Source organism: Ralstonia mannitolilytica, assembly GCF_000954135.1.
Classification (GTDB): Bacteria; Pseudomonadota; Gammaproteobacteria; order Burkholderiales; family Burkholderiaceae; genus Ralstonia; species Ralstonia mannitolilytica.
Window position 1 is genome coordinate 2,996,835 of the sequence record NZ_CP010799.1, and the last position, 20,807, is coordinate 3,017,641.

Consider the following 20,807-nt stretch of genomic DNA (forward strand, 5'->3'; position numbering starts at 1 on the left):
GTCGCGCTCACGTCTTGCGCGGCGGATACCGGACTTCAAGGATGTCGATCTGCTCCACGCCCGTGGGCGTGCGCAGCGGCACCGTATCGCCTTCACGCGCCTTGATGAGCGCGCGCGCAATCGGCGAGATCCAGCTCACGTGACCCTTGTCGAGATCGACCTCGTCCATGCCGACGATCGTGATGGTGGTTTCCTCGCCGGCCTGGTTCGCATAGGTGACCGTGGCGCCGAAGAAGATCTGGTCGTTGTCGCCCTGCAGGCTGGCGTCGACCACCTCGGCCTTTTCGATGCGGCGCGTGAGGAAGCGGATGCGCCGATCGATTTCGCGCAGCCGCTTCTTGCCGTAGAGGTAGTCGCCGTTCTCGGAGCGGTCGCCATTGGACGCGGCCCACGACACGATGCCCACCACTTCGGGCCGCTCGGTGTCGATCAGGCGCATCAGCTCGGTGCGCAGGCGCTCGTACCCCGCAGGTGTGATGTAGTTCTTCGACCCCGGCGGCAGCGGCGCAGCACCTTCGGGCAGGTCGTCTTCATCGTCGCCGGCATCTTCCCGGACGAAAGCCTTGTTCATGGTCGGACCAACGGTAAAGCCTGATGGATCAAGGCTCCATTATAGAAAGGTGGCCCCGTCGACAACTCCAGCGAAGAAAAAGTGAAGAAGGGGGTTCACAAGATCGAAAATCTCTGTATAATCTCATTTCTCGGTTGCGGCTGTAGCTCAGTTGGATAGAGTACTTGGCTACGAACCAAGGGGTCGTGGGTTCGAATCCTGCCAGCCGCGCCAACCTCATTCAAAAAGGGCTTCCAGAAATGGAAGCCCTTTTCTTTTGCCCGTTCGACAGGCTCGGGGCACGACCTCACGCCGACGTGCTTCGCGCGTGGATCACAAACAAAAAGGCGAAGCCTCGTGGCCTCGCCTTCTTGGTTCTTCGCTCGGGCAGGACGTCAGTCGCCGCCACGATCCCGCGCAATGCGGATCACATCCGGGTTGCGCCGCAGCGCGCGCATCACGTCTGCCAGGTGCACGCGGTCATGCACCTGGATCAGGAACGTCATGAACGTCGCCTCCTGGTCGCCCTCCTGCTCCATCGACACATGCGCCACGTTGGCGTCGGCCGACGTAAGGTCCGCCGCCACGCGCGCGAGAATGCCCTTGGTGTTGCGCACCAGCACCTTGATCGACACATCGAAGGCGCGCGTCGTGTGCTCGGCCCACATGACGTCGATCCAGTGTTCCGGATCCTTGCCGTGCAGCCGCTTGGCGACGCGGCACTCCTGCACGTGGATCTGCAGCCCTTCGCCCTTGCCGATGTAGCCGACGATCGGGTCGCCGGGGATGGGCCGGCAGCACGGCGAGAACACCATCGCCATGCCCTCGTCGCCGCTGACCGTGACGGCCGGTGCCTCGTCGCCCGCAAAGGTATGGACCGCGGCCATCAGCGCCTCGTCGCCCTCGTGTCCGGCATCCTGCAGGACGATCTCGATGCGGCGCGCCACCACGGCGGCCACCCTGCGCCCGAGCGCCAGGTCTGCGAAGACGTCTTCGCGCGCCTTGTTGCCCGTCCACTGCACGATGCGCTCCCACACCGGCGCCGGCACGGCCTTCATGTCGATACCGAGCTGGCGCAGGGCCTGATCGAGCAGGCGTTCGCCCAGCTGAATCGCCTCGTCCAGCTTGGCCGTCTTGAGGAAATGACGGATGGCCGCACGCGCCTTGCCAGTGCGCACAAACGTGAGCCAGGCCGGATTCGGCTTGGAGTACGGCGCGGTCACCACTTCAACGATGTCGCCGTTCTTGAGTTCGGTACGCAGCGGCAGCAGCTCGTTGTTGATCTTGACCGCCACGCACTGGTTGCCCAGATCGCTGTGCACGGCATAGGCGAAATCCAGGGCCGTGGCACCGCGCGGCAGTGCGCGGATCTCGCCCTTGGGCGTGAATACGTAGACGGCATCGGGGAACAGGTCGATCTTGACGTGCTCGAGAAACTCCTGCGAATCGCCCGTCTGGCTCTGGATATCCAGCAGCGACTGCAACCACTGATGCGCCTGCTGCTGCGCGCGATCAGGCTCGTCGTGATGCTGCTTGTACATCCAGTGCGCGGCCACGCCGGCTTCCGCGATCTGGTTCATCTCGCGCGTGCGGATCTGGAACTCCACCGGCGTGCCGAACGGGCCCACCAGCGTCGTGTGCAGCGACTGATAACCGTTGATCTTCGGAATGGCGATGTAGTCCTTGAACTTGCCGGGCATCGGCTTGTAGAGGCTGTGCAGCGCGCCCATCGCCATGTAGCACTGCATCTGCGTGTCGACCACCACGCGAAAGCCGTACACGTCCAGCACCTGCGAAAACGACAGCTGCTTGTCGTGCATCTTGCGATAGATGCTGTAGAGCGTCTTCTCGCGGCCGGTCATCTCGGCCGGGATGCCGGCATCCGTCAGGGCCCGCTGCGCGGCCTCAAGGATGCGGCTCACCACTTCGCGCCGGTTGCCGCGCGCCGCCTTGACGGCCTTCTCGAGCGTGGCATACCGGAACGGCGACCCGATGCGGAAGCTCAGTTCCTGCAGCTCGCGATACGTCGTGTTCAGACCGAGCCGGTGCGCGATCGGCGCGTAGATCTCCATCGTCTCGCCCGCGATGCGGCGGCGCTTCTCGGGCGGTACATGGTCGAGCGTGCGCATGTTGTGCGTACGGTCGGCCAGCTTGACGAGGATCACGCGCACATCGCGCGCCATCGCGAGCAGCATCTTGCGGAAGCTCTCGGCCTGCGCCTGCTCGCGGCTCTGGAATTCGAGCTTGTCCAGCTTGGTCAACCCATCGACGAGTTCCGCGACCTTCGGGCCGAATTTCTCGGCGAGTTCGCTCTTGGTGACGCCCTGGTCTTCGATCACGTCGTGCAGCAATGCCGCCATGATCGATTGCACGTCGAGCTTCCAGCCGGCGCAGATTTCCGCCACCGCCACCGGGTGCGTGATGTACGGCTCGCCGCTCTGGCGGTACTGGCCGAGGTGCGCCTCATCGGAGAAGTGGAATGCCTCCTTCACCAGCTTGAGGTCAGCGGGCTTCAGGTACGACAGTTTCTCTGTGAGCCCCGCGATGGAAACGACCTGCTGGCGCGGCGGCGCGGCCGGCTGCGAAGTCGGGCCGAACAGGTGCCGGTAAGTCTGCTCCAGCACCGCATCGATGAAGAGGGTGTCGCCGGCCTCCGGCTTGGCGGCCGGAGTGGCCGCGTCGGCGGCAGGGCTCTTGTGGGATTTGGGCGGCAGTGCCGACCGCTCCCCTACCAGGTCGGCGCCACGCGGGTCAGGCAGGTTCGGCGCGCCCGTGCGAGGCGACGTGGGGCCGGAAGCGGATGACGGCATGGAGACCAACGAAGCGGAGGAAGACCCAGATGGCGGCACCGACTCGGCCGGCGCGCTGCCGGACGGTCCCGCCGGCGGCACGTGGTTCTCGTGCGTGGCGGGACGTTTGGTCCTGGGAGAAGAGGAAGCAGGCGAGGTAGGCATGCCGGGTCTCGGGCAATCGCGGCTTTCACATCCATGAAAGATCGCACGAACGATCCATCGCCGCGATCAGTGACCGGGGCAGCGTACCACGCCAGGCAATGCGTCAGCTCAGGAAGGGACCTTCTTGAGCATTTCGATACCGACCTGGCCGGCGGCGATCTCGCGCAGCGCGATCACGGTGGGCTTGTCCTTGGCATCAACCTTGGGCGTGTGGCCCTGCACCAACTGACGCGCGCGGTACGTTGCGGCCAGCGCCAGTTCGAAGCGGTTCGGAATCTGTTTCAAGCAATCTTCGACGGTAATACGCGCCATGAAAACTCCACCTGGTGGCAAATCTTGTTGATCTCGGTATTTTAGCAGCAGCGCAGCCCTCGCCTCGCAGCCGGCGGCGGCACGAGCGCTACCACACTTTTGCCGGTGCACCGGAAAACCCCGGGCGCACCGCACGGCTCAATGGATGCCCAGTTCCACGAAAAGCTCGCCGTGGCGCGCCTTCTGTGCACCGAAACGCAGCCGCGTCGCCTGCACGACCGTGCGAAGTTCGGTGAGTGCCGTGTTGAAATCTTCGTTGATGATCACGTAGTCGGCTTCGGGCGCGTGGGCCATCTCGGAGCCGGCGGCGAGCAGGCGGCGCACGATCACATTGGGTTCGTCCTGGCCGCGCTTCTTCAGGCGGTCTTCCAGCGCCGTGAGCGATGGCGGCAGGATGAAGATCTCCACCGCGTTGGCAAAACGGCGGTGCACCTGCTGCGCACCCTGCCAGTCGATCTCCAGCAGGACGTCGGTGCCGGCGCGCATCTGCTCTTCGATCCACACGCGCGAGGTGGCGTAGTAGTTGCCGTGCACCTCCGCCCATTCGAGGAACTCGCCGCGGTCACGGCAGGCCTTGAATTCCTCCACGGTCATGAAGTTGTATTCGCGGCCATGCTGCTCGCCCGGGCGCGGCTTGCGCGTGGTGGCCGAGATCGACAGCCGGATCGATGGATCCTGCGCCAGCAGCGCGTTCACCAGCGTCGACTTGCCGGCGCCAGACGGCGCCACGACCATGAACAGGCTGCCCGGAAAATGGTTCTCGATGGGCGTATCAACGGCAGAGTGCGCTTGAGGGGATGGCATGTTCTCGTTCTGTTGTGCTGAGGGTGTTATTCGAGGTTCTGGACCTGCTCGCGCATCTGCTCGATGAGCAGCTTCAGCTCCATCGACGCGTCCGCCAGTTCCTTGGCGGCGGCCTTCGAGCCGAGCGTGTTGGCCTCCCGGTTGAGCTCCTGCATCATGAAATCCAGGCGTTTGCCGATCTGGCCGCCCTTCTCCAGGATGTGGCGCGTCTCACGCAGGTGCGCCTGCAGGCGCGAGAGCTCCTCGGCGATGTCGATGCGGATGCCGTAGACGGTCGCCTCCTGACGGATCCGCTCGGAGAGCTCGTCGCGGGTGAGCGCCGGCGTGCCTTCCGGCGCGGCGAGCCCGAACGCTTCGCGCAGGCGCTCCGTCAGCTTGTCCTGATGCTGCTGGATCAGCACGGGCACCATCGGCGTCAACCGATCGACGATCGCCAGCATCGCGTCGACGCGCTCCAGCAACACGGCCTTGAGCGCATCGCCTTCGCGGCGGCGCGACTCCAGAAGTTGCTTGAGCGCCTCTTTGGCGGCGTCGATCACGGCATCGCGCAGAGCGTCCTGCGTCAGTTGCGGCTCTGCGAGCACTCCGGGCCAGCGCAGGATCTCGCCCATGCGCAGCGATCCCGAAGCGGGCAGATGACGGGTGACTTCCTGCTCCAGCTTCACCAGCTGTTGCAGCACGTCGACATTGAGGGCGGCGACATCGCTGGCGGCTTCCTGGCGCTGGAGGTTGATCCGGCATTCGAGCTTGCCCCGCGACAGCGCGCTCATGAGCATCTCGCGCAGGGCCGGCTCGAAGGCGCGGCACTCTTCCGGCGCGCGGAACAGCAGGTCGAGGAAGCGCGAATTGACGGTGCGGAATTCGACCGACACGGTGGCAACGCCGCCGCTGGGTGCGCCATGCGCATCGGTAAAGGCTGCCTGGCGTGTAGCGACGCCGTAGCCGGTCATACTGTGGATCATGGAATCGTGGTGTGTTCTGGATACGGATCGGGAATCCGGCGGCGTCTTTTCAGGCCCCGAATTGGCGGGGAATCCCCCACCTTTTGTCGCTTTACAACGTATGGACTGCTCGGGGAGAATCCGTCAGCCATTTCGCGATACAAACCCATGACAGAGTCAAAAGGCTCAGGACAGCCACGCAGTGCGCCGCTGCCGGTCGGCACGTTGCTGTCCAACTATCGTATTGTAAAGAAGTTGGCCAGCGGGGGGTTCAGCTTCGTCTATCTCGCCACCGACGAGCATGGGACGCCGGTGGCCGTGAAGGAATACCTGCCGTCGTCACTGGCCCGTCGCGCGCCCGGCGAGCTGATCCCCGTCGTGCCGGAAGAAAGCGCAAGCGCGTTCCGCCTGGGGCTCAAGTATTTCTTTGAAGAAGGCCGGTCGCTGGCCAGGATTTCGCACCCCGCCATCGTGCGCGTGCTGAATTTCTTCCGGGAAAACGGCACCGTCTACATGGTGATGGCGTACGAGCAGGGCAAAACGCTGCAGGAGCACATTCTCGCCGCGCGCCAGCAGGGCAAGCTGAAGATGCTGCGTGAGCGTTTCATTCGCCAGGTCTTCCACGACCTGATGAGCGGTCTGCGCGAAGTCCACATCCACAAGCTGCTCCACCTCGACATCAAGCCTGGCAACATCTATCTGCGCGAAGACCACTCGCCGATCCTGCTCGACTTTGGCGCGGCACGGCAGACGCTGACTGCCGAGGCGTCGCGCTTCCAGCCGATGTATACGCCCGGCTTTGCCGCGCCGGAGCTGTATCGCAAGCACAACGAACTGGGGCCGTGGACCGACATCTACAGCATCGGCGCCACGATCTACGCCTGCATGGCCGGCACGCCGCCCCAGGAAGCCACGCAGCGCGAAAAGGAGGACAAGCTCGAAGAAGGCCTGGAGCGCCTGCGCAAGGTCTATACGAGCAGCCTGATCGACCTGGTCGGCTGGTGCCTGAAGCTGAAGCCGGAAGAGCGCCCGCAAAGCGTCTTCCGCCTGCAGAAGGTGTTGCGCGAAGAGAGCAATGCCCTGACCGAGATGCAGGCTCTGACTGCCGTCACGCTTGGCGGTCCCGTGCCGGACGAAAAAGAGCCGCTGACCACGCGATTCATGAGCCTGTTGCGCCGCCGGGACAACTGACCCGCTCGCGCGGAGTATGATTTTTACATTCCAACGGTGCAGCACTGGACGCGACCAGCCGCTGCACCGTTTTCCCTTTTGATCGAAACCTCACTGCCACGATGCGTTTCTCGGTTTATCAAGAAAGCAAGAAGGGCGCGCGACGCGTCAACCAGGACCGCATGGGCTACTGCTTCACGCGCGACGCCATGCTCATGGTGCTGTGCGACGGTCTGGGCGGACACTCCCTGGGCGAAGTCGCGGCCCAGCAGGCGCTGCAGACCATGGCGCGCCAGTTCCAGCGCCACGCCCGCCCGTCCATCCGCAATCCGCGCGATTTCCTGCATGAAGGCATCATGCTCGCGCACCGCGACATCCACCGCTATGCCGAGACCAACGGCCTGCCCGATGCACCGCGCACGACGATCGTCTGCGCCCTGGCGCAGCGCGGTGCCCTGCATTGGGCGCACGCGGGCGACTCGCGCATGTACCTGATGCGCAAAGGCGCGCTCGTCACGCGCACGCGCGATCACTCCAAGATCGAGAACCTGCTGCAGCAAGACCGCGTGCTGCCGATGCAGGTGGCCAACCATCCCGAGCGCAACAAGATCTACAACTGCCTGGGCTCACCCAACCTGCCGCTGATCGACATCGGCGGGCCGGTCAACCTGGAGCCCGGCGACGTCGCCATGCTGTGCTCCGACGGCCTGTGGGGCAGCGTGCAGGAAGACGAACTGGTCGACACCTGCACGAGCTTCTCCGTCACGCAGGCCATTCCGGAGCTCATCGCGCGCGCCCTGCGCAACGCCGGCGACACGGCGGACAACACCACGGCCATCGCCATGATGTGGGAACTCGATGCGGTGACGACCACGCAGGATTCGGTGCAGACCGACACCCTGCCGCTGAACGCCTTCACCACGTCCATCCTTGACGCGCCCAGCGGCGAATCGGGGCTGATGTCGGAGGAAGAGATCGAGCGCTCGATCGCCGAGATCCGCGCCGCCATCGACAAGACGAGCAACCTGACGCGCTGAGCCGCTGGTCTGCACGCCGCCGGCCCGCCCTGCCAGCATCACGCTGGCAGCGCGGGCCGGTATCATGTCGGGCTACACGTTTTCTCAAGCGAGACCCCACATGCGACCCAGCGGCCGCCAGCCCGACCAACTCCGCCCCGTCACCCTCACCCGCCACTTCACGCGCCATGCCGAAGGCTCGGTGCTGGTGTGCTTTGGCGACACGCAAGTGCTCTGCACGGCAAGCGTGCTGCCCAAGGTGCCGCCCCACAAGAAAGGCAGCGGCGAAGGCTGGGTGACGGCCGAATACGGCATGCTGCCGCGCTCGACGCACACCCGCTCCGACCGCGAAGCCGCGCGCGGCAAGCAGACCGGCCGCACGCAGGAGATCCAGCGCCTGATCGGCCGCGCGATGCGCTCGGTGTTTGACCTGGCCGCACTGGGCGAACATACCCTGCACCTCGATTGCGACGTGCTGCAGGCGGACGGCGGCACGCGCACCGCCAGCATTACCGGCGCATTCGTCGCCGCACATGACGCCGTTTCGGTGATGCGCGAAAGAGGCCTGCTCGTGGGCGAGCCCATCCGCGATTTCGTGGCGGCCGTCTCGGTCGGCGTGGTCGACGGCGTGCCGGTGCTCGACCTCGACTACCCCGAAGACTCCGCGTGCGACACCGACATGAACGTCGTCATGACGGGCAGCGGCGGCTTTGTGGAGGTGCAGGGCACGGCCGAAGGCACGCCCTTCACGCGCGCCGAAATGGAGGCGCTGCTCGGCCTCGCCGACAAGGGCATCCGCGAACTAATCGGCCTGCAGAAGCAGGCGCTGGGCCTGTGAGCGCAACCGTCGCGGCAGCCATGCGCAAGATCGTGCTCGCCTCCAACAACGCCGGCAAGCTGGCGGAATTCAACGCCCTGCTCGCCCCGCTCGGCTTCGACGTGACGCCGCAGGGCGCACTGGGTATTCCCGAAGCGGAAGAACCGTACGCCACGTTCGTGGAAAACGCGCTGACCAAGGCGCGCCATGCAAGCCGCGCGTCGGGCCTGCCGGCGCTGGCCGACGACTCCGGCATCTGCGTGCATGCGCTGGGCGGCGCACCCGGCGTGTACTCCGCCCGCTATGCGCAACTGGCCGGCGAAGAGAAGTCCGACGCCGCCAACAACGCCCGCCTCGTGCGCGAGCTCGCAGGCAAGGCCGACCGCGGCGCGCACTATGTTTGTGTGCTCGTCTATGTGCGCCATGCCGACGACCCACAGCCCATCATCGCCGAGGGCAACTGGTTCGGCCAGGTGATCGACACTCCGCGCGGCGACGGTGGCTTCGGCTACGACCCGCATTTCCTGCTCCCGGACCTCGGCAAGACTGCGGCCGAACTGTCCAAGGCCGAGAAGAACCGCGTGAGCCATCGGGCACAGGCGCTCGGACGGTTGGTCCAGCGCCTGCGCCAGTTTGACAACGCCTGACGTTTCCATGATCCCGATTCATCCAGCCGGCGCTGGCAGGACGCCCCCCGCGCCACCCGCCGAGACGGGCGACAAGGTCACCTCCGTCTTTTTGCAGCCCGGCAAGATCAGCCTGCCCGCCTCGCCGCCGCTGTCCCTGTACGTGCACGTGCCGTGGTGCGTGCGCAAGTGCCCGTACTGCGATTTCAACTCGCATGCGGAGCCGGAACACGGCATCCCGGAAGCGCGCTTCCTGGCGGCCGTGCGGCAGGACCTGGAGGCCGCGCTGCCGATGGTCTGGGGCCGCCCCGTGCACACCATCTTCATCGGCGGAGGCACGCCGAGCCTGCTCTCCGCGCAGGGACTGGACCGCCTGCTGTCGGACATCCGCATGCTGCTGCCCGTGGACGCCGATGCCGAGATCACGATGGAAGCCAACCCGGGCACGTTCGAAGCCGAGCGCTTCCGCAGCTACCGCGCCAGCGGGGTGAACCGGCTGTCGATCGGCATCCAGAGCTTCAATGACAAGCACCTGCAGGCGCTGGGCCGCATCCACAGCGCGGCCGAGGCGCGTGCCGCCATCGAGATCGCCCGGGCACACTTCGACAACATCAACCTCGACCTGATGTTCGCGCTGCCCGGCCAGACCCTCGCCGAATGCGAGGCCGACGTGGAAGCCGCGCTGTCGTTCGAGACGAACCACGTGTCGCTGTATCACCTGACGCTGGAGCCGAACACGTACTTCGCCAAGTACCCGCCCGCACTGCCGGACGACGACACGGCGTTTGCGATGCAGGACTGGATTCACGCGCGGCTGGCCGCGGCGGGCTACCAGCACTACGAGGTGTCGGCATATGCCAGGCCCGGCAAACGCTGCAAGCACAACCTGAACTACTGGCAGTTCGGCGATTACCTCGGCATCGGGCCGGGTGCCCACGGCAAGCTCAGCTTTCCGCACCGGGTCATCCGCGAGATGCGGCACAAGCATCCGGACACGTATCTGCGCAACGCCGAGAGCGCCGGCGGCGCGGCGCTCGTGCAGGAGCAGCGGGAAGTGGACGCGGCCGACCTGCCGTTCGAATTCATGCTCAACGCGCTGCGCCTGACGGACGGTTTCCCCGTCACGCTGTTCCAGGAGCGCACCGGCCTGCCGCTGCGTTCCATCGAGCGCGAACTCGATGCGGCCGAGCAGCGCGGCCTGCTCACGCGCGACCACGTGGCCATCCGCCCCACCGAGCTTGGCCAGCGATTCCTGAACGACCTGCAGGCGCTGTTCCTGTCCGACGACGAAAACTGACAGCGACCCGGTGCCAAGTTGCACCGGGTGCCGTTACAATGGCGACCTTGCACGCACTGCGTAGCAAAGTCCAGGGAAGCGTGGCCGAGTGGTTTAAGGCAGCAGTCTTGAAAACTGCCGATGGGGTGACCCATCCGTGAGTTCGAATCTCACCGCTTCCGCCAATTCCCCCTCCCACCTGCCCCAAGGCCGGGCCTTGGTGGGGGAGCGCTTGCGCTCGCCGGGTTTCCTTTGTCACCGGTACGCCAACCTTGCCATGTGCCCGGCCACCCGATTGGCGTCGGGCGCCGCGAGCAATCGCAGTCCCCTTCCCCACTAACCAGTCGCAACCTCGAGCGCGAGATTGAATCGCTCCAACAGCAACGCGCCGATCTCGTGCGAGCGCTGGCAGCGGCCGAAGATCCGTAAGAACATTCCCCATCGGCTCATTGCAACAGGCCAACGCACGGGCTCGCGTCACGCGTTTGCAGAGAGAGTTTCGGCGCTTGAAAGCCGCGCTTGGCACGTCAAAGCGGCATCAGGACGTCGGCGACTTCCTGATCGAGATGTTCCGCGAGCGCGTCTTATTCAGCGAATGGCATTGCATCGTGGCCGAGGCGCGACGCCGCCATGATTCAAAGGCGACGGAAGGTCAAATCGGTACGCTCGCTGCGGGGCCGGGCGCACAAAGCTGATATAGTCGCGTCGCCTCCGATTTCTGAACCTTGCGATGTCTTTCGTCCTCCGCCGAACCGTCCTCACGTTCGTTGCCGCAGCCTCGGTTGCGGGCGCCGGCCTCGTCCACGCGCAAGCCAGTGCGCCACAAGCCCCGGCAGTGTCCACGGCTGCGTCGGGCGGCACCGTCGCAGAACTGCAGCAATTGCTGGCGCAGAAGCGCCTGACCGAACTGCGCACGACCTACAACGGCGACTACGGCACGAGCCTGCTGCTGGTCAACGAAGACACCACGGCCTACGTCGCCCTGTCGTATCGCAAAGAACTGTGGCGTGTTTACAAGTTTGCGTCGGTCGCTCCGGCCGAGGGCGCGTACGAAACGCTGGCCAGCCAAACCCGTACGTGGGCGGAAGACGATCTGCGCCGCGCCGTCACGGCCGGCCAGAAGGCGCAACTGGAGCGCGAAGCCCAGGCAGCTCAGCAGCGCGCCGCCTCGCTCAGCGAGGAAGTTCGCATCATGCAGGCGCAGCGCCGGAAGATGCTGACCGAACAGCAGACCATGCGTCAGGAAACGAAGGCGCTGGACATCGAGCGCCGGGCGTACCAGGCGCAGGTCGAATCGCTGCAGCAGCAGATCCGCCTGCTGGAAAAGCAACTCAACGATCCGCACTGGTCGCCGACGCCCTAAACGTCTAGTCAAGGTCTTTGACATTCACCTTCCCGGCCTGGCGCAACTGCGGCAGGCCGGCATCCTCTCCGCCTTCGCAACGCGCATCGAGTTAAGAGCAATCTGATCGACCACCGTCCATCTCCCGCTTAGCATGGCGCCTGCTTGCGCAGCCAGCTCGGATGCGCGCTGCGGCCACCAGCGGAGACGGACTTGGAATCCCCCAACTTCATCATCGACGGACACCTGCGCCTCCCGGGCTTGGTGCGTATGCCGCCGCCATTCGGGCCAGCACTCGACAGCGCGCAGCCCAGCGCGACAACGCAGGTAAGCGCACCGATCGAGCCGGCAGCCGACACATGCGTTGACACCGGTACAGCGGGCCATGGGCAGTGGCGTCAACGCATGACCGTGCTGTCCATTGGCATGGCATGCACATTGGCGGCAGCGTTGCTTGGCTGGTGGACCGGGCAGCATGGGCAGGCAGCCGCAGAGTTGGAGCAAGCAACCGTGGCCGCCCTCGCCCCGCAGACCGTACCGCCCCTTTCGCTCCAGCATGCCCCTGCGTCAGAGGCGGCGTCCACGGAACCAAATGAAGCCACGGAATCCGAGGTCGTTGCCACACCCGTAGCCCACGTGGTCCCGGCGGCCGACATGGCGCTCGACGAAACGAAAGTTGCCGCGCCGGCCATCGCCGCAGCAGAGTCAGCCGTAGCGCAGTTGCCGGCGAAACCGCGTCGACCGCGCCCCCTGGTGCGGGCCGCCGCGCCGACGCCACCGAAGTTGCTGCGCTCGCCCGCATTGCACGACGAAGCGCCAGCGACGATCGAAGTCGAATGGCCGACGACCGACACGGCGCCGATCACCTCAGCCTATGCAGCGCCGGGCACGCCGGTGCGCATCGAACTGCAACGGCATACGCGCTTCACAGACTGACCGGAGCGCGTGCCGCCGCGCCGGCTCAGTGCAACTGGCCGCCGGTTTCGCGTACGTCGTGCAGCGTGCGCAGCGTTGTCTCGATGGCGATGCGCAGCCCGGCGACGATGGTGTCGTGCGCCATGCTGGGTTGCCCCGGGTGCTTGGCCGCCTGCGACGGCAGATACGGGATGTGGATGAAGCCGCCGCGCGTGGGCAGCTTGTGGCGGGCGATGGCGTGCATCAACCCATAGAAGACGTGATTGCAGACAAAGGTGCCCGCCGTCTGCGAGACGGACGCGGGAACACCGCCCGCACGCAGTTCGCGCACGATCGTCTTGATCGGCAGCGTTGAAAAATACGCGGCCGGCCCGTCACTCGCGATGGCGATATCGATCGGTTGCTTGCCGGCGTTGTCCGCAATGCGCGCATCGTCGACATTGATGGCGATGCGCTCGACAGCCATCTCGGCACGGCCACCGGCCTGCCCCACGGCGATCACGACATCCGGCTGTAGCGTCTGCAGCAACTTGCCGAGCACTTTGTTGGACTCGCCAAAGATGGTCGGCAACTGGCGCGCGACGATGTCGGCGCCTGCGATTCCCTGTCCATCGAGGGTGCGCACGGCTTCCCACGACGGATTGATGGGTTCGTTCTCGAACGGATCGAAGCCGGTGACGAGGACGGTAGGCATGACGTTCTCCTGCTTGCTGCGTAAGACAAAAACGATGATAAACGTCCGTCGAACATCATGCCCAAGCGCGTTGCGGCGTCAGTGTGCCTTGCTGCGCTTGTTCTCGAAGTTCAACAGGATGTCGACTTCGTCCGTGCCCGCGGTGTGCAGCCATTCACGCGTCAGACGCTCGCCCAGGCGGCGCATGTCGCCCTGCAGGGTCACGTCGGGATTGAGCACGCGCACGCCGGTCTTGGCGAGTTCGGCTTCATCGCGCTCGTAGGTCTGGCGGCTGGAATCCCAACCGCGCGCCTCGTAATCCTTGGCGAGCTTGAGCACCGTCTGCTGCATCGCGGGCGGGAGCTTGGCAAAGCGCGCCTCGTTCACGAACACGGCATTCTTCGGAATCCACGCATTGACCTTGTAGTAATACGTCATGCGCTGGCCGGCCTTCGTCTCCAGACCGGTGGACGGCGAGGTGACCATGGTGTCGATGCGGCCACCGGCAATCGCGGCGGTCAGATCGGCGGCTTCCACCTGCACGGCCTGCGCGCCATACAACTCGGCAATGCGCTTTTGCGCCGCGTTATACGTACGCAAACGATGTCCCTTCAGGTCAGACAAACGGGCAATCGGTGTTTCGGAATACAGGTTCTGCGGCGGCCAGGGCACGGCATACAGCAAGTGCAGTCCGTTGGCCTTCATCAAGGCTTCGATGTGGCCGCGCGAGGCTTCCCACAGCAGGCGCGCATCGTTGTAGCCCGATACCACAAAGGGAATCGAATCCACGCCGAAGAGCGGATCGCGCTGGGCCAACGTCGACAGCATCACTTCGCCCGCCTCGGCCTTGCCTTCCTTGACACCGTCAAAGATCGCGGCCGGCTTGAGCAGCGTGCCGTTCGGATAGACCTCAAGCTTGAGCCCGCCATTGGTGGCGCTGCTGACCGCATCTGCGAAGGCCTGCAGGTTTTGCGTATGGAAATTGAGGGCCGGATACGGCGTGGCCACTCGGAGCGTTTCCGCACAGGCTTGCGCGGCGGAAATCAACGACAGCGCGCTGGCTGCGAGAACACAAAAAAAGCGGCGTCCCGACATGGAACGGCCGCTCGTCATCTGGCTGCTCATGAATCCCCCCGGAGAAGAGCACGATGCGAGGTCTACGACCGCGTGCCCTTGTCTCGCGGGCAGCGACCGCGCTTGGCGGCGTCCGCCGGCTGAGAACCGCCAGCGTGACGCGCACCGCACGCGTCGCATTAAACACGATTAGTGGAGCATCAGGAAGTACAAGAGCACGATATTGGCTGCAAGCAACATCAGCGCCGTCGGCACCTGCGCCTTGATGACGGCGTTCTTGTCGGACAGCTCCAGCAGCGCCGCCGGCACGATGTTGAAGTTGGCCGCCATCGGCGTCATGAGCGTGCCGCAGTAGCCCGAGAACATGCCGATGGCCGCCATGACCGCTGGGTTCGCATGGAACACGCCCACCAGGATGGGCACGCCCACCCCGCCGGTCATGACCGGGAAAGCGGCAAAGCCATTGCCCATGATGACGGTAAACAGCGCCATGCCCACGCAATAGACGATGACTGCGACGAGGCGATAGTCCATGTTGATGTAGGCGGTGGTCAGGTGCGCCACGGCCTTGCCCACGCCGGCATCGGCAAAGACGAGACCCAGCATGGCCAGCATCTGCGGCAGCACCAGCGCCCAGCCGAGCGACTCCGTCAGCCGACGCGACTCACGCATGGCCTGCACCGGCGTGTCACGCGTCAACCAGCACGCCAGCGCCAGCGAGATGATGCAGCCCAGGCCCAGCGAGACGAAGGTCTGGTTCTTCGGATCGAGCAGCAAGTCGCCACCGATCTTCACGTCCTTCAGGAACACGCTGCCGATGACGGTGACCACCGGAATGGTCAGCGCCGGGATGAAGAGGCGGTTGCCCAGGCGCTTGGCCGAGGCGCGGCGTTCCTCCACCGACAGCTCGCCGTGCTTGCCGAGCGTGACGCCGCCCATGCCCGCCAGCAGCGCCATCACCACGGCGCCCACCCCCACCACGATCGGCGGAATCTTGTCGCCGACCAGGAAGATGACGGCGAAGATCGCCCAGAACAGGCCCGTGGTCCAGCGGCGCGGGTGGTGCTTGTCGGCAAAGGTCATCAGCGCGGTGATCGTCAGGATGATCCCGGCCAGCCAGTACAGATAGTTGATCGACAGAATCATGGCTTACCCCTGCTTGGCCGCAGCCGCGTTGGTGTTGGCGCCGCCCAGCTCGCGGGCCAGCCAGCCGTCCAGGCGCTTGAGGCGCACGGAATGGATCAGGAACGCGCAGATCGCGGTCGGGATGCCCCACACGGCGATATGCAGCGGTTCCACGTCGATGCCCGAGCCCAGCAGGAACGTGTGCATCAGCGCGATGGCGCCGAAGGCCACGAAGATGTCTTCGCCGAAGAACAGGCCGACGTTGTCGGTGGCAGCGCAGAAGGCCAGCAGGCGTTCGCGCACCGGCGCCGGCAGCTTGCCGAAACGGTTCTCGGCAGCGCCTTCTGCCATCGGGGCCAGCAGCGGACGCACCATCTGCGGATGACCGCCGAGGCTCGTCAGACCGGCAGCGGCCGTCAGCTCGCGCACGGCGAGATAGACGATCAGCAGACGGCCAACGGTGGCCGATTGAATGCGCGCGATCCAGTTCTGCGCATGCTCACGCAAGCCGTGGCGCTCGAGCAGGCCCACCACCGCGAGCGGCAGCAGGATGATCAGCGGCAAGGTCCGCGTCTTGACGATGCCCGTCCCGATCGCCGTCAGGATTTGTTCGATGGACATCGACGCCGCAAAACCGGTAGCGATGGCGGCCACGGCCACCACCAGCATCGGATTGAATCGCAGGATGAACCCCGCGATGATGACGACCACCCCGATCAGCGGCCATAGATTCACTGCCGTACTCATGTGGTGCTTCCCCCCCAAAGGTCAAAAAAGCCCCGCCGCAAGGACGGGGCCATCATGGTTCAGGCGCCGGCGCGGACAGCGATGCCTTCGCTGCCAAGCCGTTCCCGAATGCGTCGCGCGAACGCCAGCGCATGCGCGCCGTCGCCGTGCAGACAAACCGTTTCCGCGCGGATCGGAACCCACGTGCCGTCGATGGCCTTCACACGCTGTTCGCGCACCATCGTCAGCGTCTGGTCCAGCGCGGCGTCTTCGTCGTCGATCAGCGCGCCGGGCGTGCCGCGTTTGACGAGCGAGCCGTCGGCGTTGTAACCCCGATCGGCAAACACCTCTTCCTTGACATGCAGGCCCAGCTCGCGCGCGGCCTTGATGAGCTCGCCGCCGGCAAGGCCGAACACGACCAGCGACGGATCGAAATCGCGGATGGCGCGCACGACGGCCATGGCCAGCGGCCGGTCACGCGACGCCTGGTTGTAGAGCGCACCGTGCGCCTTCACGTGCGCGAGTTTGCCGCCCTGCGCGCGCACGATGGCTGCGAGGCCGCCGATCTGGAACAGCACGCCGGCGTAGATCTCTTCGGGCGGCAGGTGCATCTCCGTGCGGCCGAAGTTCTCGCGGTCGGGAAAGCTCGGATGCGCGCCGATCGAGACGCCTTCGCGCAGTGCCCACGCCACCGTCCGGCGCATGGTGTTGACGTCGCCGGCGTGCCAGCCGCATGCGACGTTGGCGGAGCTCACGAGCTTGAGCAGCGCCTCATCGTTTTCGCAGCCTTCGCCCAGGTCGGCGTTCAGATCAATCGTTGTCATGGTGTTTTCCGGTGCATCAGGCGTTCAATCGCGTGCGCGCGGTGCGCCGCGCGGTCGAAAGAATGCCCTGGCGCTGCCAATCCAGCGCGGTTTCGATTTGCTGCAGATAACGTGCCACATCGGCGCGGGCGGCTTCGGCCTGTTCCAGCGTCACGCGTTCGAAGCGGATGCGCTGCCCCAGCGGAATCTGCGCCAGGCGCCACTGGTCGGCCAGGATGACCGTGCCGATCTTCGGATAGCCGCCGGTGGTCTGCGCGTCGGCCATCAGCACGATGGGCTGGCCGGACGGCGGCACCTGGATCACGCCCGGCACCACGCCGTGCGAGAGCAGATCGCCGCTGCGCTGCTTCCTGCGGGCAAGCTCGGGCCCTTGCAGGCGGAAGCCCATGCGGTTGCTGTTTGGCGTGAGCGTCCAGTCGGATTCCCAGAACGCGGCCTGCGCATCGGCGAGGAAGTCGTCGTATTCGGGGCCGGGCAGCACGCGGATGACCGGGGTGTCGTGATGCGTGCGGTCGAACGTCCAGCGCGCGGCTTTCACGGCGACGGCGTCGCCGCTGATGTCGGGCGCGTATGTGGTGTCCGCCGGCAGCACGGGCAGCCTGTCGCCGTCTTTGAGCGGGCGGCCCTCAAAGCCGCCGAAGCCGGCCTTCAGGTCGGTACTGCGCGAGCCCATCATTTCCGGCACATCGATGCCGCCGGCCACGCACAGATACGCCCGCACGCCGCCCTGTGCGACGCGCAGTGTCAGCGTTTGCCCGCGCTGCACCGGAATCGCGCGCCAGGCGTGCACCGGGGCGCCGTCGAGCGTCGCCCGGCAGTCAGCGCCCGTCAGCGCGATCAGGCCATTCGCATGGAAGCGCAGCGTGGCGTTGCCCAACGTGAACTCGATACCGGCCGCATTGCTGGGGTTGCCGACGAGGCGGTTGCCGACGTACAGCGACAGCGGATCGAGCGCGCCGGACGTACACACGCCAAAGCGGCGGTACCCGGTGCGGCCCAGATCCTGCACCGAGGCGAGCACGCCGGCCCGCACGATCTCGATCATCGGCTGGAGCTTGGCACTCATACGCGCACCTTCGAGGCAACAAAGCGGACGCGGTCTCCGGGCGACAGCAACGCCGGAGGATTGCGCTGCGGCATGAAGAGCGCCGCATCCGTACGGCCGAGCAGTTGCCAGCCGCCGGGCGAGGCGGCCGGGTAGATACCGGTCTGCTCGCCGCCAATGCCCACGGAACCGGCCGGCACCGCCATGCGCGGCTCGGCGCGGCGCGGCGTGGCGAGCGACTTGTCGAGGCCGCCCATATAGGCAAAGCCGGGCTGGAAGCCCAGGAAGTACACGATGTATTCGGGCGCGGTATGGCGGCGCACGACCTCGGCCGGCGTCAGCCCGGTGTGCTTGGCCACCTCGCGCAGATCGGGACCCTCGTCGCCGCCATAAGCCACTTCGATGTCGACGAGCTTGCCGTCGGCGACCAGCGCCTCGCTTTCTTCCCAGGCCGCGCGCAGTTGCGTTTCAAGCCGTTGCGCGTCGGCCAGCGGTCCGAACACGAGCGTCAGGTTGTTCATGCCGGGCACCACGTCAACCACATCCGGCCAGTTGGACACGCGCGAAGCCATGGCCCAGATGCGCTGCTGACAGTTCAAGGTCGCCGGCGGCGGCACCTCGCACAACAGCGCCAGTTCGCCCAGCCGGTGAATCGTGCACTGCAACTTAACCCCCGTCTCGTGAGCGCGATTCGCGGGGAGATCCCGGCAAAACCGTGCGCGATTGAAAACGAAAGCGATACGTTAATAAAACGTTGATAAATTCTATATAAGAAGTAACCCTTAGTCCGTCCGGGATCGGGCGGGGCGTCAACTGCCAGCGCGATCGGCCCGCATTCATGATAGGCGCCGGACATGCGGGGGTGGAACCGCGCGCGGCGCCCCGCCGTCAACGTGAAAACGCCCGGAGAACCCGGGCGCAGAAGGGAGCAGGAATCAGGCCGTCGGCTCTTCGCGCGTAATGCGCAAGCCGAGGACGAGCGCGGCGACGGCGCAGACGGCCATCATGCCGAGCAACGGTAGCGCGGTCTGCCCGATGGCGGCGACCACGGTGCCGGTCACCATGCCCAGGCCGAACTGCATGGCGCCCATCAGCGCCGAGCCCGTGCCTGCGCGGGCGCCCTGTCCGGCCATGGCCAGCGCGCCGGTGTTGGGCGAAATGCAGCCGATCGAGGCGATGTAGCAGAACAGCGCCGCCAGCACGAGCGGCAACGGCGTAAAGCCGGCGGCCGCGGCCAGTGCGGCCAGCACGCTCGTGATCGCCGGCACCCACAGCGCCCGGCGCAGCACCCGCACCGGTGAGTACTTGCGCACCAGCCGCACATTCACACGCGAGGCCGCGATCATCCCCGCCGCGTTGCTGCCGAACACCCAGGCGTAATGCGACGGCGTCAGCCCATAGCCGTCGATCAGCACAAACGACGACACGGTGATGTACGCAAACATGCCCGACAGGAACACCGCGCCGCACCACATGTACGCGGCGTAGTGGTGAGCGCGCAGCAGTTCCCAGTAGTCGCGCAGCACGTGGCCGACGGCCAGCCTGCGCGCCTGCTCCGGCGCCAGCGATTCGCGCATCAGGTAGTGCACCGCCACCAGCGATGCCAGCCCGAACGCCGTCAGCAGCGCAAAGATGACGCGCCACGACGCCACCTGCAGCACCGCCCCGCCGATCATGGGCGCCAGGATGGGCGCCACGCCCATCACCAGCATCAGCGTGGAATAGGCCTGCGCCGCACCGGCCGGGTCCATGCGGTCGCGCACCGCCGCGCGCGCGATCACCATGCCGGCGCAGCCGCCGAAACCCTGCACACCGCGCAGGACCGCCAGCGTGGTGGCGTCCTGGGCGAACGCGCAGCCGATGGAGGCTGCCACGTACATTGCCAGGCCGATATAGAGCGGCGGCTTGCGGCCGAACCGGTCGCTGGCGGGCCCGTAGATGAGTTGGCCGATCGCCAGGCTGATCAGGAACACGGTGAGCGTGAGGCCGGCCGCCGACGACGACGTGTTCAGCTCGCGCGCGATGGTCGGCAAGCTCGGCAGATACATGTCGACCGAAAGCGGGCCGACGGCCGTGAGCGCGCCGAGCAACAGAAGCCAGCCGGGAATCGGGCCCGGCACGCGGGATCGGGGAGTGGGAGCGGTCATGAGGAAGCGGGACGCGCGGCAGGGATGGCTTCCGTGCCGGGGCAAACGGTGAACTGTAGCGCAAACTGGCAAACGCCGCCGCGCACCGTGTGGGTGCAAGACCGCCTGCGCGCCCCACGCGAGAGCCTCCCCTGCAACGTGAATACCTCGGCATGACAAGTTGCGACCGGCAGATCAACGTGATCGGGCCGGCACGGCTTTTGCACTCCCCCACCCCCGTACGAGGCATGCGCCGAGCCCGCCAAAATGGGCGTCCGGCGCGGTGCCGGACGATATAATTCCTCGTTGATGATAAGCATCACACACCCATGATGATTGCTGCGATGCGTCGGCGCGAATCTGCGTCGGCATCGCCTGTTGTGAAGTGTCGTCAACGCCCTAAAAAGACTGCCTCCGCGACATGCGCTCGCGGTGAGCGGCACGGAAACCACGAGCCAACCTGTTGTGACACCACTCCCACCGCGCCTGTC

General features: G+C 65.8%; 22 protein-coding genes and 2 tRNA genes. 11 read left to right on the top strand and 13 right to left on the bottom strand.

The features are described 5' to 3' along the window. Nucleotides 1-7: 7 nt before the first annotated feature. Nucleotides 8-571 (bottom strand): transcription elongation factor GreB, encoded by a 564-nt coding sequence (gene greB / locus TK49_RS14165; RefSeq protein WP_045787272.1) that lies wholly within the window; start codon nucleotides 569-571, stop codon nucleotides 8-10. Between the two features lie 136 nt (nucleotides 572-707). Here greB and TK49_RS14170 point away from each other — a divergent pair. Then, nucleotides 708-784, top strand: a tRNA-Arg gene (locus TK49_RS14170). A gap of 161 nt (nucleotides 785-945) precedes the next feature. Here the strand turns inward: TK49_RS14170 and TK49_RS14175 are convergent. After that, nucleotides 946-3,360: a RelA/SpoT family protein gene (locus TK49_RS14175; protein ID WP_045787273.1), complete on the bottom strand. Its 2,415-nt coding sequence runs from the start codon at nucleotides 3,358-3,360 to the stop codon at nucleotides 946-948. Between TK49_RS14175 and TK49_RS14180 the strand changes: the two genes are divergently transcribed. Continuing rightward, nucleotides 3,359-3,541, top strand: coding sequence for a hypothetical protein (locus TK49_RS14180; RefSeq protein WP_045787274.1), 183 nt, complete (start codon nucleotides 3,359-3,361; stop codon nucleotides 3,539-3,541). The genes TK49_RS14175 and TK49_RS14180 overlap by 2 nt on opposite strands. A 71-nt stretch (nucleotides 3,542-3,612) precedes the next feature. On the opposite strand, the gene rpoZ is transcribed toward TK49_RS14180, so the two are convergent. The 3 genes from rpoZ to TK49_RS14195 form a co-directional block, all read right to left on the bottom strand. Beyond that, a complete protein-coding gene (gene rpoZ / locus TK49_RS14185) occupies nucleotides 3,613-3,816 on the bottom strand; it encodes a DNA-directed RNA polymerase subunit omega (protein WP_045787275.1) in 204 nt (67 codons plus the stop codon). 138 nt (nucleotides 3,817-3,954) lie between these two features. Next, nucleotides 3,955-4,620: a guanylate kinase gene (gene gmk, locus TK49_RS14190; RefSeq protein ID WP_045787276.1), complete on the bottom strand. Its 666-nt coding sequence runs from the start codon at nucleotides 4,618-4,620 to the stop codon at nucleotides 3,955-3,957. A gap of 26 nt (nucleotides 4,621-4,646) precedes the next feature. Then, nucleotides 4,647-5,582: a YicC/YloC family endoribonuclease gene (locus tag TK49_RS14195; RefSeq protein ID WP_045787277.1), complete on the bottom strand. Its 936-nt coding sequence runs from the start codon at nucleotides 5,580-5,582 to the stop codon at nucleotides 4,647-4,649. A 147-nt stretch (nucleotides 5,583-5,729) separates the two neighbouring features. On the opposite strand from TK49_RS14195, the gene TK49_RS14200 reads away from it, so the two are divergent. The 9 genes from TK49_RS14200 to TK49_RS14240 all read left to right on the top strand — a co-directional run bounded on the left by TK49_RS14200 (nucleotide 5,730) and on the right by TK49_RS14240 (nucleotide 12,744). After that, nucleotides 5,730-6,752, top strand: coding sequence for a serine/threonine-protein kinase (locus tag TK49_RS14200; RefSeq protein WP_045787278.1), 1,023 nt, complete (start codon nucleotides 5,730-5,732; stop codon nucleotides 6,750-6,752). A gap of 101 nt (nucleotides 6,753-6,853) precedes the next feature. Further along, entirely contained in the window at nucleotides 6,854-7,768 is a 915-nt protein-coding gene (locus tag TK49_RS14205; RefSeq protein WP_045787279.1) for a PP2C family protein-serine/threonine phosphatase, read from the top strand. Nucleotides 7,769-7,868: 100 nt separating this feature from the next. Then, on the top strand, nucleotides 7,869-8,585 hold the full coding sequence (gene rph / locus TK49_RS14210; RefSeq protein WP_045787280.1) for a ribonuclease PH: 717 nt from the start codon (nucleotides 7,869-7,871) through the stop codon (nucleotides 8,583-8,585). A gap of 20 nt (nucleotides 8,586-8,605) precedes the next feature. Continuing rightward, the gene (rdgB, locus tag TK49_RS14215; RefSeq protein ID WP_045787903.1) at nucleotides 8,606-9,211 is read left to right on the top strand and encodes an RdgB/HAM1 family non-canonical purine NTP pyrophosphatase; all 606 of its coding nucleotides are present in this window, start codon (nucleotides 8,606-8,608) and stop codon (nucleotides 9,209-9,211) included. Nucleotides 9,212-9,218: 7 nt separating this feature from the next. Continuing rightward, nucleotides 9,219-10,487: a radical SAM family heme chaperone HemW gene (gene hemW / locus TK49_RS14220; protein ID WP_045787281.1), complete on the top strand. Its 1,269-nt coding sequence runs from the start codon at nucleotides 9,219-9,221 to the stop codon at nucleotides 10,485-10,487. 74 nt (nucleotides 10,488-10,561) lie between these two features. Then, nucleotides 10,562-10,651, top strand: a tRNA-Ser gene (locus tag TK49_RS14225). 321 nt (nucleotides 10,652-10,972) lie between these two features. Further along, the gene (locus TK49_RS24980) at nucleotides 10,973-11,161 is read left to right on the top strand and encodes a hypothetical protein (RefSeq protein ID WP_238587561.1); all 189 of its coding nucleotides are present in this window, start codon (nucleotides 10,973-10,975) and stop codon (nucleotides 11,159-11,161) included. A 35-nt stretch (nucleotides 11,162-11,196) separates the two neighbouring features. Further along, nucleotides 11,197-11,829 (top strand): DUF2968 domain-containing protein, encoded by a 633-nt coding sequence (locus TK49_RS14235; RefSeq protein ID WP_045787282.1) that lies wholly within the window; start codon nucleotides 11,197-11,199, stop codon nucleotides 11,827-11,829. 192 nt (nucleotides 11,830-12,021) lie between these two features. Further along, the gene (locus tag TK49_RS14240; RefSeq protein ID WP_240479884.1) at nucleotides 12,022-12,744 is read left to right on the top strand and encodes a ribonuclease E; all 723 of its coding nucleotides are present in this window, start codon (nucleotides 12,022-12,024) and stop codon (nucleotides 12,742-12,744) included. 25 nt (nucleotides 12,745-12,769) lie between these two features. Here the strand turns inward: TK49_RS14240 and pcp are convergent, their stop codons facing one another. From pcp to TK49_RS14280, 8 genes are all read right to left on the bottom strand, one after another. After that, on the bottom strand, nucleotides 12,770-13,417 hold the full coding sequence (pcp, locus tag TK49_RS14245) for a pyroglutamyl-peptidase I (RefSeq protein ID WP_045787284.1): 648 nt from the start codon (nucleotides 13,415-13,417) through the stop codon (nucleotides 12,770-12,772). Nucleotides 13,418-13,495: 78 nt separating this feature from the next. Continuing rightward, nucleotides 13,496-14,521, bottom strand: coding sequence for a TRAP transporter substrate-binding protein (locus TK49_RS14250; RefSeq protein WP_045787285.1), 1,026 nt, complete (start codon nucleotides 14,519-14,521; stop codon nucleotides 13,496-13,498). A 138-nt stretch (nucleotides 14,522-14,659) separates the two neighbouring features. Next, nucleotides 14,660-15,616 (bottom strand): DUF979 domain-containing protein, encoded by a 957-nt coding sequence (locus tag TK49_RS14255; protein WP_045787286.1) that lies wholly within the window; start codon nucleotides 15,614-15,616, stop codon nucleotides 14,660-14,662. A gap of 3 nt (nucleotides 15,617-15,619) precedes the next feature. Further along, complete coding sequence (locus TK49_RS14260; protein ID WP_045787287.1) at nucleotides 15,620-16,342, bottom strand: DUF969 domain-containing protein; 723 nt, start codon at nucleotides 16,340-16,342, stop codon at nucleotides 15,620-15,622. A 59-nt stretch (nucleotides 16,343-16,401) separates the two neighbouring features. After that, entirely contained in the window at nucleotides 16,402-17,145 is a 744-nt protein-coding gene (gene pxpA / locus TK49_RS14265) for a 5-oxoprolinase subunit PxpA (RefSeq protein ID WP_045787288.1), read from the bottom strand. A gap of 16 nt (nucleotides 17,146-17,161) precedes the next feature. Beyond that, complete coding sequence (locus TK49_RS14270) at nucleotides 17,162-18,211, bottom strand: 5-oxoprolinase subunit C family protein (RefSeq protein ID WP_082076323.1); 1,050 nt, start codon at nucleotides 18,209-18,211, stop codon at nucleotides 17,162-17,164. Beyond that, nucleotides 18,208-18,855 (bottom strand): 5-oxoprolinase subunit PxpB, encoded by a 648-nt coding sequence (pxpB, locus tag TK49_RS14275; protein WP_045787289.1) that lies wholly within the window; start codon nucleotides 18,853-18,855, stop codon nucleotides 18,208-18,210. The genes TK49_RS14270 and pxpB overlap by 4 nt, the downstream gene beginning before the upstream one ends. A gap of 270 nt (nucleotides 18,856-19,125) precedes the next feature. After that, nucleotides 19,126-20,337 carry a multidrug effflux MFS transporter gene (locus TK49_RS14280; RefSeq protein WP_045787290.1) on the bottom strand — a complete coding sequence of 404 codons (1,212 nt, stop codon included), beginning with the start codon at nucleotides 20,335-20,337 and terminating at the stop codon, nucleotides 19,126-19,128. Nucleotides 20,338-20,807 lie beyond the last annotated feature (470 nt).